This window comes from Stenotrophomonas sp. YAU14D1_LEIMI4_1 (assembly GCF_003086815.1).
Taxonomy (GTDB): Bacteria; Pseudomonadota; Gammaproteobacteria; order Xanthomonadales; family Xanthomonadaceae; genus Stenotrophomonas.
The window spans coordinates 2,359,418-2,371,552 of sequence record NZ_CP025997.1 but is presented as its reverse complement, the minus strand read 5'-3'; the positions used below and the strand labels follow the sequence as shown (position 1 = coordinate 2,371,552).

At 68.6% G+C, this 12,135-nt stretch carries 6 protein-coding genes and 1 pseudogene; 5 read left to right on the top strand and 2 right to left on the bottom strand.

Annotation, left to right across the window (positions count from 1 at the left end; all coding sequences use genetic code 11):
- Positions 1-106 precede the first annotated feature (106 nt).
- From C1932_RS11010 to C1932_RS10995, 4 genes are all read left to right on the top strand, one after another.
- Positions 107-1,087, top strand: a complete 981-nt coding sequence (locus C1932_RS11010; RefSeq protein ID WP_108749828.1) for an AraC family transcriptional regulator — start codon at positions 107-109, stop codon at positions 1,085-1,087.
- A gap of 200 nt (positions 1,088-1,287) precedes the next feature.
- Positions 1,288-5,841: a YadA-like family protein gene (locus tag C1932_RS11005; protein WP_108762188.1), complete on the top strand. Its 4,554-nt coding sequence runs from the start codon at positions 1,288-1,290 to the stop codon at positions 5,839-5,841.
- A gap of 61 nt (positions 5,842-5,902) precedes the next feature.
- Entirely contained in the window at positions 5,903-6,736 is an 834-nt protein-coding gene (locus C1932_RS11000) for an OmpA family protein (protein ID WP_108762187.1), read from the top strand.
- Positions 6,737-6,856: 120 nt separating this feature from the next.
- A complete protein-coding gene (locus C1932_RS10995; protein ID WP_108753301.1) occupies positions 6,857-7,147 on the top strand; it encodes a hypothetical protein in 291 nt (96 codons plus the stop codon).
- Between the two features lie 19 nt (positions 7,148-7,166).
- Here C1932_RS10995 and C1932_RS10990 read toward each other — a convergent pair whose 3' ends face one another.
- Entirely contained in the window at positions 7,167-8,939 is a 1,773-nt protein-coding gene (locus C1932_RS10990) for a chloride channel protein (RefSeq protein WP_234412106.1), read from the bottom strand.
- 62 nt (positions 8,940-9,001) lie between these two features.
- A pseudogene (locus C1932_RS10985) lies at positions 9,002-11,079 on the bottom strand (TonB-dependent siderophore receptor).
- A gap of 132 nt (positions 11,080-11,211) precedes the next feature.
- Between C1932_RS10985 and C1932_RS10980 the strand changes: the two are divergent.
- Entirely contained in the window at positions 11,212-12,132 is a 921-nt protein-coding gene (locus C1932_RS10980) for a M14 family metallocarboxypeptidase (RefSeq protein WP_108762184.1), read from the top strand.
- Positions 12,133-12,135: the final 3 nt, after the last annotated feature.

Here is a 12,135-nt window from a genome sequence, read left to right as displayed (position 1 = left end):
TCAGGGCCGCCGTCGGCATGCACCAGGAGGTTCGTGGAAGCAGTACACGCCCTGTAAGGCAGTGGGGGCGGTGCTGCGCGGCAAACCAACAGGGGAAAACACTGTCATGGTCGATGGTGGGGTGGCGGACAGCGCCGACAGCGGGCTCAGGTCGATCGACCTGGCCACACTCAGCGGTGTGCTGCGGGTGTGCGATGTGGAACTGCTGCTGCTGGATGGCAACGGTCCGCGCGCGGCATTCGCTTCGCGGGTGCACGAAGAAGCCTTGTTCTGCAGTCTGCACTGCGGGTTCCATTGCCGTGGCCGGTTCATGCTGCCGCCGGACTGGGCCATGCTGGGGTATCTGCACACCACTGACGACACGCTCAGCTGGTGCCACGGCGTGCCGCTGGCGCCGGGCATGGCATTGACCATTCTTCCCGAAGGCATCAGCGAATTCACCCTGAGCCCCGGCACCCAGATGACCCTGATGCTGGTGCCGGTGGAGCGCGTGCAGCGCAAGCTGGCCGAACTGAGCCTGCGCAGCACGCCGCCGGCGGGGCAGGCCCTCTCGTTGTTTACCCTCGGCGCCGATGAGCTGCCGCTGGCTCGGCATTATCACCAGCTGCACCAGCAGCTGGGCCAGGGCGGGGTGCTGCAGGCCGAGGAAACCGAGCGCCTGCTGCATGAGCACGTGCAGGCGCTGCTGGCCACCGGCCCTGGTGATCGCCCCGGGTGCAGCCGTGCGCGCCGCACCCATTACCTGATCGCGCAGCGCGCCGAGAACTTCATGCGGCTCAACCTGCGTCGCAATATATATATGAATGAAATCTGCGACGCCGCCGGGGTCAGCGAGCGCGGCCTGCGTTACGCTTTCGAGGACCTGTTCGGTACCTCGCCAAACCGATACCTGTCGATGCTGCGGCTGTGCGCGGCTTGCCGCAGCCTGTCCATGGCCGATTCCAGCCGGCGTTCGGTCAAGGCCATCGCCCTGAGCTGCGGGCTGTGGGATCTTTCGCGGTTTGCAGATAACTACCGCAAGGTATTTGGCGAACTGCCGCGCGACACGCTGATGCGCGCACCGGCACAGATCGGCCAGCCGGCCTGAGTTACTCCCTGCGTTGCTGAATACCCGGTTCTGCCGGTTTTGCATATCCGGCTGCCGAATCTGGCCGTCGTTTTGCCGGAATGCGCGATTGCCGTGCCGGAATGAAGTGCCCCGTGCGCGCGGAAAGGCGCGAAATGTCAGTCACCTGCCTTGCGGCACTCCACTGACTTTCAAGCTGTACGCCTACGGGGGAATTGCTCATGAACCGCATCTACCGACGCGTCTGGAACCGCCAGCTCAATGCCATGGTGGTCGCTTCGGAACTGGCCACCGGTGATAACGCCGGCGCCACCCTGCACGACGCGCGTAGCGCGATGCCGGCGCCGAGCCTGCTGGCCCTGGCGCTGCTGTGCGTATTGGCCAGCGGTACAGCACACGCGACCGAAAGCAACCAGTCGCTGCGTGACCTGCAGGCGCTGGCAGCCAAGTACACGCAGACGATGCCGGTGAAGGTGGATGCCGAAGTGGCGTTGGCGGCACGGGCGGCGCAGGCCAACACCGCAACCAATGCCGACGCACGCGTGGCCCTGCAATTGAACACTGGCGCGCTGCCGATCGTGCGCACTGTGCTGCCGGCCAAGGTAAACGTGACGCTGGCTGCGCCAACGCAGTCAGCACCGGCGCTGGGCGCGCAACTCAAGGCATCGGTCGCGCTGGGCGGCAGCGAAGCGGTCACGCTGGATACCGACGTGGCCGCCGCACTGCAGCCCTCGGCACAGGCGCCGCTGGCGGCGGCTGTGCAGGCCAACGCAAAGGCGAACGTCGGCGTGGGCGGGCACACCGTGGCCGCGGTCGAGGCCGCACCGCGCGTCACCCTGGGTGGCGGCGTAGACCCGGCCGGGCTGAAGGCAGCCGTCGAAGGCAGTGTGGGTGCCAAGTTGGCGGTCATCGGCCAGCGCATCGAAGGCGATGCCGATGTGGCCGCAACCGCTGCGGTCACCCTGCCGGCCAAGGAAGAAACCCCGGGGGACACCGACGATCGCGCGATCACCGCCGCCTTCGATACCGGCGTGGCGGGCAACGTGCGCGTGCAGGGCCTGGATGGCCAGCCGGTGGTGGCCGACCGCAACCTCAAGCTGGCCGCCAACGCGACCGCCACCGCACAGACCTCAGCGCTCGGCCTGGGCGGCCTGTTGAACGGCGTCGGTTCGGCGCTGGGCGGGGTGGGCGATGCGGTGGGCAGCCTGCTCAATGGCGATCTGAATGGAACGGTCGGCAACCTGACCGGCGCCGTGGGTGGTTTGGTCGGTGGGGCGGTCGGCGGTCTGGGCCTGTCATCGCCGTCGCCCATTGCCGCCAGCACCGGCAAGGCACCGGTGGCCGGCGATCCCAACGCCGGCCTGATCATCGGCACCGGCGGTGTGGTCGGCGGCCTGAGCGCGCTGATCGGCCCGACCACCGACGGCCTGTTCGGCGGCGATGGCTACCTGAGCAACGGCAACCTGCGTGTCAGCACCGCCAACGTCATGCAGACCTATTCGGCGGTCAACGCGCTGGGCATTCCGCTGGTCAATGCCTCGCCGGTGGGCAGCACGCTGAACGGCCTGGGCGGCGCGGTCACCGGCGGCAACTCGCATCTGACCCTGATCGGTGGGGTGACCTCCGACAGCTACATCTACAACATCAACAACGGCAATCCCGGTGGCCTGCTGGGCCTGCTGCTGCCCTCCGATTCGCCCGAATGGGCCGGCAAGTGCCTGGACATCGGCCTGGCTGACATCTCCTGCTGGGCGGTCAATGCCGCGCAGGACTACCAGGTGCTGATGGGCGACGGCGCCTACGCCAACGGTTCGCGGGAAGTGGTGATCGGCGCCAACGCCCGCCACGAACTGCCGCAGGTCGATGCCAACGTGGCCTTCCCCGGCAACGGCACCAATGACCCCAGCAATCCCACCGGCGTGCCCACCGCCGACTACGCCGCACGCATGGGCCATTCGGTCATCGTCGGTGACAGCGCAGTGGGCACCGCCAACGGCCAGACCCTGTTGGGTGCCGAAGCCACCTCCAACCAGGCCAATTCAGTGGCACTGGGCTTCCGCTCGGCCGCGGTGCGCGGCGCCCAGGCCAGCTACAGCGCCTACGGCCTGACCACCGCGCAGGTGTCGGCCGGCGAAGTGTCGGTGGGCAGCGCCAACGGCGGCGAACGCCAGATCACCAACGTGGCCGCGGGCAGCGCCACCACCGATGCGGTGAACGTGGCCCAGCTGCAGGGCGCCATCTCGCAGATCCAGGCCGTGGGCGATGCGGCGGTGACCTACGATCTGGACGGTGCCGGCGATCCGATCTACACCCGCGTCACCCTGGGCAATGGCACCGGCGCCACCACGGTGGCCAACCTGGCCGCCGGCGCGATCAATGCCGGCAGTACCGAAGCGGTGAATGGCGCGCAGCTCTACGCCAGCAACGATGCCATCGCGCGCTTCTTCGGCGGCCAGGCCGCGTTTGATCCGGCCACCAGTGCCTTCACCGCGCCGCTGTTCCAGATCAGCACGGTCGGCAGCGACGGCGCGATCGCGCAGGGCCTGTATGACAACGCCACCGACGCCTTCGATGCCGTGGATGGCTCGCTGGTCAATCTCAACACGCAGATCACCGATATCCGCAACGGCGGCACCAAGTACCTGCGGGTGAACTCCACCGGCGTGGAAGCGCTGGCCGCGGGCGCCGATTCGATTGCGGTCGGCAGCAATGCGCAGGCAGCCGCGGCAAACAGCATCGCCGTCGGTGCGGGCAGCCTGGCCGACCGTGACAACACGGTGTCGGTGGGCGCAGCCGGTGCGGAGCGGCAGATCACCCATGTTGCCGCGGCCACGGCGGCCACCGATGCGGTGAACCTGTCGCAGCTGCAGGCTTCCGAAGAGGGCGCGCTGCGCTATGACCTCAATGGCGATGGCAGCGTGAACTATGCCAGCGCCACCCTGGGCCAGAGCGGCACCGCCACCACGCTGCGCAACCTGGGTCCGGGCCAGGTGAGTGCGGCCAGCACCGAGGCGATCAATGGCGCGCAGCTGTTCGCGGCCAACCAGACCCTGGCCACCCACCTGGGCGGCGGCGCCACGGTCGATGCCAGCGGCGTTGTGCTGGCACCCACTTACACCCTGAACAACGTGGCCGCCGATGGCTCGCTCAGCCAGGGCAGCTACAACGACGTGGGTACCGCGTTCGGTGCAGTGAGCGTCTCGCTGGCCAACGTGGCCGAGCAGAGCGACGAGCTGGATGCGCGCGCGGTGAAGTACGATGTGGACGGCAGCGGCAACGTGGTCGATTCGATCACCCTGAGCGGTACCGGTGGCGTGCCGGTGAAAGTGACCAACGTGGCCGCCGGCAGCGTCCTGGCCGGCAGCAGCGATGCCATCACCGGCGACCAGCTGTTCGCCACCCACACCACGGTGGCCAACTACTTTGGCGGCAGCACCACCTACGACGGCAACACCGGCTTGTGGGTGGCACCCAGCTTCCGCATCTCCTCCATCGCTACCGATGGCACGCTCATCCAGAACGACTACAGCAACGTCACCGCCGCGTTCTCGGCCGTGGATGGTTCGCTGCAGGTGCTCAACCAGCGCATCAGCAGTGGCGGCAGCAGCCCCTACCTGGCGGTCAACTCCACCGCCGCCGCCGCGACCGCCGCTGGCGCCGAAGCGCTGGCGCTGGGGCCGCAGGCCAGTGCGGCCGGTGCCGGCAGCGTGGCGGTGGGCAACGGGGCCAGTGCCAGCGCCGACAACAGCGTGGCCCTGGGCAGCGGCGCGGTGGCCAGCGTGGGCGCGCAGAGCGGCTACACCGGCGCCTATGGCCAGACCGGTGCCAGCAACTCGGCCGGCGAAGTGTCGGTGGGCAGCACCGGCAGCGAACGCAAGGTGACCCACGTGGCCGATGGTTCGGACACCTACGATGCGGTGAACGTGGGCCAGTTGAACAACGGCGTGACCTACGCCATCGACCAGTCCAAGGCCTACACCGACCAGAAGATCCAGAACATCACCAACGTGGCAGGCAGCTTCCGCGCGAACAACAGCAACAACCTGGCCGATCCGGCCGCCACCGGCGCCAATTCCGCAGCTGGTGGTGCCGGTTCGGTGGCGGCCGGGGCCAACTCCACCGCACTGGGCAACGGCGCCCAGGCGCAGGCCGACAATGCGGTGGCGCTGGGTGCCGGTTCGGTGGCCGACCGTGCCAACACGGTGTCGGTCGGTGCGGCCGGCGCAGAACGCCAGGTGGTGAACGTGGCCGACGGCAGCGCCGCCACCGATGCGGTGAACGTGCGCCAGCTGCAGGCCTCGCAGCAGGGCAACATCCGCTACGACACCACCACCAACGGCGCCACCAACTACAACAGCGTCACCCTGGGCAGTACCAGCAGCGGCCCGACCACGGTGCGCAACGTGGCCGCCGGCACGGCCGGAACCGATGCGGTGAACGTGGACCAGCTGAAGTCGGGCATGGCGCAGACCCTGGACTGGTCCAAGGCCTATACCGATGAGCGCATGGGCGGTTTCGAGCGCAACCTGCGCAAGACCGACAGCCGTGCCTCGGCAGGCGTGGCCTCGGCCATGGCCACCGCTTCGCTGCCGCAGCCCAGCGAAGCGGGCCGCAACATGGCCTCGTTCGCAGCTGGCAGCTACAACGGCGAATCGGGTGTGGCGGTCGGTATCTCCGGTGTCTCCGAAGGCGGGCGCTGGATCTACAAGTTCAGCGGTTCCACCAACAGCCGCGGCGAAGCCGGCGTGGCCGTCGGTGCCGGCATCCAGTGGTGAAGCACGCCGCCGGGCGCCAACGCATCCCGGCGGCGCTGTTCCGTACAACAGGGGGAAGCACATGAAACTGCATCGCATCCTGCAATCGCGCCGCATCGTCGCCTGGCTTATGCTGTTGCTGGTGGCCGGCCTGCTGGCCGCGTGCCGCAGCCACGCACTGGCAGGCGATGGCCCGGCCGAAGCCAGCGTGGTATTCCCGGAGGCCCGCAAGGCCTCGCTGAAGGAAGGCATCTACCCGGACATCGCCGATCTGCGCCGGTTCGCGCCGGGCATGAGCAAGCGCCAGCTGTACACCCTGCTGGGCACGCCGCACTTCAACGAGGGCATGTGGGGCGTGCGCCAGTGGAACTACCTGTTCAACTTCCGCACCGCGCAGGGCGCCGAATACTTCACCTGCCAGTTCCAGGTGCGCTTCGATGACAAGGGCATTGCCCAGGGCGGCTATTGGAAGCCCGAATCCTGCGCCGCCGTGCTCGACCCGCCGCGTCCGCCGCCGCCGCCGCAGGCCGCCGCGTTGCTGGAACAACCGCTGCATCTGTCCGCCGATGCGCTGTTTTCCTTCGACAGCGCCGCCCTGAGCGCCAACGGGCAGCAGGCGGTGCAGGGTGTGCTGGGGCAGGTGCGTGAAGCCAGCCAGGTGCAGTCCATCCAGGTGGTGGGCTACACCGACCGCATCGGCAGCGCCGCGTATAACCAGCACCTGTCGCAACGGCGCGCCGAGGCCGTGCGCAGTGCGCTGGTCCAGGGCGGGGTCCCTGGCACCAGCATCCGTGCGGAAGGACGCGGCGCTGCCGACCCCCTGGTGCAGTGCGCGCAGCGCGATCGCGCCCAGCTGATCGCGTGCCTGGCGCCGAACCGGCGCGTGCAGATCGCCGGTGTGGCGCAGCCGCATTGACAGCCCGGCCACCGGGTGTGCGCTCTTCCCCGTGTTTCCCCCCTGGTCTACCGGCGGGCAGGGTTACGTCTCCCCCGTCACCCTGCCTGCCGGTGGTCCAGGCTTTACCCGGTGCCCACGATGAATGCCCAATTCCTGCCCCTGCGCATGAAGACCGATGAAACGCTGACGGTGTACGGGCCGCTGGGCAACCATGCGGTGGTGCGCATCCCCGGCCGCCGCCTACCCGGTTTGATCGTGCAGGCCGATACGGTGCTGGGCTTCCTGACCCAGCTGCAGGAAGCACAGGCCAGCCTGCGCAGTGGCCGGGCGCAGCGCGCCGATGCCGAACTGGACATGCTGGTGGACCTGCTGCAGCAGTGGCAAGCGCTGATCGAATCGCGCCTGGCCGACGCCGGCGAGGCGTTGTAGCCTGACGCCCGCGCCGGGTCTACTCGCTGTCGTCCACCCGTTCGCCCATCAATTCGCGCTGGCGCTTGTCCAGTTCTTCGGCATAGCGCTTGCGCACGAACGCCTCGGATACCACGCCCAGCACCTGGCCATCGCTGGCCACCACGGCCAGCTCATCGGCCTGGGTCTGGTCGAAGCGCTGCATCACGCTCACCACGTCGGCGCTGGCCGACAGGGCCACGTCACGGTTCTCGGCGAAATCGGTGACCGGTGCATCGGCCTTCACCCCGTCGCCGAACAGGCGCGCGATCTGCACGATGCCGGCGTAGTGGCCTTCGCCGTCGATCAGGATCACCCGGGTGCCCGAGCCCAGCGGGAAGCGCTGGCGGAAGGTGGCCGCGTCCAGGCTGTCCGGCGCGGTGGCCACGCCCTTGCGCATCATCCGCCCGGCGCTGAGGGTATGAATCCAGCCCACGTCGCGCGCACTGCGGATGTTCTCGCCACGCAGGTGCATGCGCCAGGTGGAGAACGAGTAGCCGAACCACTGCCGCACCAGCGTGCTCGATACCAGCACTGCGCTCATCACCACGCTGGTCAGCAGGAAGTCGTGGGTGCCTTCCAGCACCAACATGGCCATGGTCATCGGTGCGCCCACCACCGCCGCGGCCAGTGCGGCCATGCCGGCCAGTGCGGCCGAGGTGGCATCGATCACCGGCACGCCGGTGGCCAGCGCCAGCAGGCCGGCGAACAGCGCGCCCACCAGGGTGCCCATGAACAACGAGGCGAAGAACAACCCGCCGCGGAAGCCGAAGCCCAGCGAAATGCCCGAAGCCAGGCACTTCAGGGTCAGCAGCCCGCCGATCCAGATCAGTGGCAGGTGGGTGGTCAGGTCCAGGTGCAGCGCGCCATGCCCGGACGACAGCACCTGTGGGCTGGCCAGCGCCAGCGGAATCAGCAGCAGCCCGCCCACCACCGGGCGGCCCCAGGCGGGCAGGGGGCTGCGCTTCACCGCGCCTTCGATCGAGGCGATCAGGCGCATGATGAGGATGCCCACCATCGCGCAGCAGCAACCCAGCAGGCCGTAGATCGCATAGTCGGCCGCGCGAACATCGATGGTGGCGGCGGCCGGAAGCAGGTAGGCATCCATGCCGGCCTGGTCGGCCACGAAAGCACCGGCCAGCGCGGCCACCGCCACCGGCGCCAGGGCCGAGGGCGTGTAGGCGCCAATGACGATTTCGAAGGCATAGAACGCGCCGGCCAAGGGCGCGCCGAACGCTGCTGCAATGGCCCCGGCCGCACCGGCGCCCACCAGGGTGCGCACGTCGTTGCGGCGCAGGCGCATCACCCGGCCCAGCTGCGAACCACTGCCCGCGCCCATCTGTGTGTACGAAGCTTCCAGCCCGACCGAGGCGCCGCTGCCGTTGGACAGCAGGGTCTGCACCAGCACGATCAGGTTGTCCCGCATCGACATGCGGCCGCCGTGCAGGGCATTGGCTTCCACCGCATCCAGCAGGGGGCGCTTCATGCGGCTGGCGGCCAGGCTGACCAGGCCTACCAGCAGGCCGCCCAGCGGCAGCACCAGCAGCGCGGTCCACGGCAGTGAGGGAAGCGAGCTCAGGCGGATGCCATCGTCCAGGCCATACAGGCTGGCCTGCAGGCTGCGCGCCAGCCCGGCCTGCAGCAGGGTCAGGCCGCCGGCGATCAGGCCTACCACCAGGGCCAGCGCAATGAACCACAGGTCGCTGCCACGCAGGCGCAGGCGCAGGCCCTGGAAGGCCAGATGCAGGCGCGATGGCGAAGCGGTGGGCGACATGGTGGCGGCATGATACGCCGCCACCGTGATCGCCACCGTCACCGCATCAGGCGGCTAGGTACTCAGAAGCGGTAACGGCCCTGCACGTAGAAGGTGCGCGGCGCGGCGACCATGCGGCCGGCATTGCCGTCCACGTTGCGGGTGTACCAGCGCTTGTCGGCCAGGTTGTTCACGCCCAGCGCAATCTCGCTGTCGCCCAGCCCCGGCACCTGCCAGGCCACCTGCGCGTTCCACAGGCGCACGCCGGGTACGCGGCCCACGCGCGCATCGGCGCTCTCGGCCCAGGTGTTGGCGGCGTCGGAGAACTGGCCGCTCTGGTGGGTGCTGGACAGGTTGAAGGTCCAGCCCGACAGGGCATAGCGGGCGCCCACGCTGTCGGTGTCGCGCGAATAGAACGGCACATCCAGGCCGCGGTTGTCACCGGACTGCTGGATCGCCTTGGTCCAGGTGTAGTTCGCGTACAGCTCCAGCCCGGCCAGCGCGCTGTCTTCGGCGAACTGGTAGGCCACTGCGCTTTCCACGCCCTTGTGGTCGGTGGCGCCGATGTTCTGGAAGGTGGCCGGGGTGATGCCCGGCACCTGCAGGATCTGGTTGTCAAAGCGCATCTTGAACACGGTCACTTCCGCGCGCAGCGCACCGTCCTGCCAGCGCGCGCCCAGTTCGGTGGTCTTGGCCACTTCCGGGTTCAGTGGGTTGCTGGCGGTCTGCGAGTTCAACTGGATGTTCTGCACCGGCCCGAACGAAGTGGTGTAGTTGCCGAACACGGTCAGCTGCGGGGTCAGCAGGTAGGCGATGTTCAGCGACGGCAGCGCCTTGTCGTTGCGGCTGCTGAAGGTGGCCGCACCACCGGCCTGGCGGCGGTCCATGTCGATCCATTCCATGCGCACGCCCGGGGTGATGCGCCACTGGCCCACGGCAATGCGGTCGTCGATGTAGAACGAATGCGCGTCGGTGGCGTTGTTGAAGCGGGTGGTGGCACTTTCCGCGCCGGTGCGGCGGGTGATGGTGTAGCTGCGGTCGTTGCCGCGTTCGCGCAGGAAGCGGTAGCCGGCGGTCACGTCATGCACGGTGCTGCCCCACTGCAGGCGCTGGGTATAGCGCGGCTCGATGCCCAGCACGCGGTAGTCGCGCGGCTGCACGGTGATCTGCGTGTTGGCGGCGTTGATGAGCGCGCTGGCGCGGTTGCTTTCGTTGTAATACGCCAGTACTTCGAATTCGCGGGTATCGGACAGGGTGTTGGTGTAACCCAGGTCGATGCCGGCGCGGTGGCCCTTCCAGAAATCGGTCGGGCGGGTGTTCTGGAACGGGTCCGCTTCGTACTGGGCGCGGGTCAGGCCACCAGGGGTGAGCGAACGCACGTTGTAGTAGGACAGCTTGGCGCGCAGCTGCTGGCGCTCGTCCAGCGCATAGGCGAACTTCAGCGCCAGATCGTCGAAGCGGTCGTCGCTGCCCTGGCGCCAGCCGCGGCCGTCCTGGCCGGAATACAGCAGGGCCATGCCCAGCCCGTTGTCCGCGGTGCCGCCCAGGAAGGCGTTGTACTGGGTGCTGTCACCGCCGCCGTGGTCATTGGCGCTGTAGCGCACCCCGGCCTCGCCGTGCAGGCCGGCTTCGGTGGGAATGGCGCGGGTGCTGAAGTTGATGATGCCACCCACGTTCTGCGGCCCGTAGCGCACCGCGCCGCCGCCACGCACCACGTCGATCGATTCGATGTTGGACAGGCTGGTGGGCGCGAAGGAGAGCTGCGGCTGGCCGTACGGCGCCACCGCCAGCGGCACGCCGTCCAGCAGCACGGTGGAGCGCGGCGAGTAGCGGCCGGTCAGGCCGCGCACGCCGATGTTCAGCGAAATCGAGCTGCCGGCGGTACCGGAATTGTCGGTCACCTGTACGCCGTGAATGCGGCGCATGGCATCGCCGATGCTGGCCGCGCCGCTGGCGTCGATGCTCTGCCGGTCGACCACGGTGCGGGCGCCGGCGAAGCGCTTCACGCTGTCGTGCAGGCCGGTGCCCAGCCAGCTGCCCGAGACCTGGATGCTGTCCAGGGTGGTGGCGCTGTCCTGCGCCTGGCGGTGGCAGTCAGGCACAGGGCAAGGGCGGCGGCCAGCGGCAGGCGCGCGCCGGGGCGCAGGGTGGGGGTAGGCATCGGAGCAGGTCGGGAAGGGTGGTAAATGAGAATTATTGCTGATTGGTTGCGCGAAGGGAATCGCTCCTTCGTTCAGTGCCCTGGCCCCCGGTGCTAAAGTGCTGGGCTGCTTCCTGATACCGCGAGAACTGCATGTCCCACGCCGCTTTCTACCCCGTCGGAACCCCTGGCCAGCCGTGGGGCGCGGCCGAGCGTGCGCAGTGGCAGGCGCGCCAGCAGCGCCTGCGCCGCTACGACCAGGACGTGCTGCCGCGCATCGAGGCGCTGGCCGATCGCTTCGACAAGGTGGCCTATGGCCAGCTGGACTACGTCGGCGAGGCCTACACCCTGTTCGCCCTGCGCAGTCGCGACTGGAACCCGGCGCTGCCGGCCGTGCTGGTCACCGGCGGCGTGCACGGCTACGAAACCAGCGGGGTGATGGGCGCGCTGGAGTTTCTGGAACAGCAGGCCGGTCGCTACGCCGGCCAGGCCAATGTGCTGGTGGCCCCGTGCGTGAACCCGTGGGGCTACGAGCGCATCAACCGCTGGAACCATGATGCGATCGACCCGAACCGCAACTTCCGCGCCGACGGCCCGGCCCGCGAATCGACCGCGCTGATCGAGCTGATCACCCCGTACCAGGGCCAGTTCGTGCTGCACATCGACCTGCACGAGACCACCGACAGCGACGAGAGCGAGTTCCGCCCGGCGCTGGCCGCGCGCGATGGCAAGCCGTTCGAGCCGGGCCTGATTCCCGATGGTTTCTACCTGGTCGATGACAGCGAGAACCCGCAGCCGGCGTTCCAGCAGGCGGTGATCGCCGCAGTGGAGCAGGTGACCCACATCGCCCCGGCCGACGACAAGGGCGAGATCATCGGATCGCCGGTGGTGGCGCACGGGGTGATCGAGTACCCGCTGCGTAAGCTGGGCCTGTGCGCTGGCATCACCGGTGCGAAATTCACCACCACCACCGAGGTCTACCCCGACAGCCCGCGCGCCACGCCGCAGCAGTGCAACGATGCGCAGGTGGCGGCGGTGTGTTCGGCACTGGAGTACGCGTTGGCGAAGGGTTGATCG

Bases quoted from the DNA above. Each gene is read 5' to 3' on its own strand.
- C1932_RS11010 (WP_108749828.1), top strand. From the start codon at position 107: ATGGTCGATGGTGGGGTGGCGGACAGCGCCGACAGCGGGCTCAGGTCG.
- C1932_RS11005 (WP_108762188.1), top strand. From the start codon at position 1,288: ATGAACCGCATCTACCGACGCGTCTGGAACCGCCAGCTCAATGCCATG.
- C1932_RS11000 (WP_108762187.1), top strand. From the start codon at position 5,903: ATGAAACTGCATCGCATCCTGCAATCGCGCCGCATCGTCGCCTGGCTT.
- C1932_RS10995 (WP_108753301.1), top strand. From the start codon at position 6,857: ATGAATGCCCAATTCCTGCCCCTGCGCATGAAGACCGATGAAACGCTG.
- C1932_RS10990 (WP_234412106.1), bottom strand. From the start codon at position 8,939: ATGTCGCCCACCGCTTCGCCATCGCGCCTGCATCTGGCCTTCCAGGGC.
- C1932_RS10980 (WP_108762184.1), top strand. From the start codon at position 11,212: ATGTCCCACGCCGCTTTCTACCCCGTCGGAACCCCTGGCCAGCCGTGG.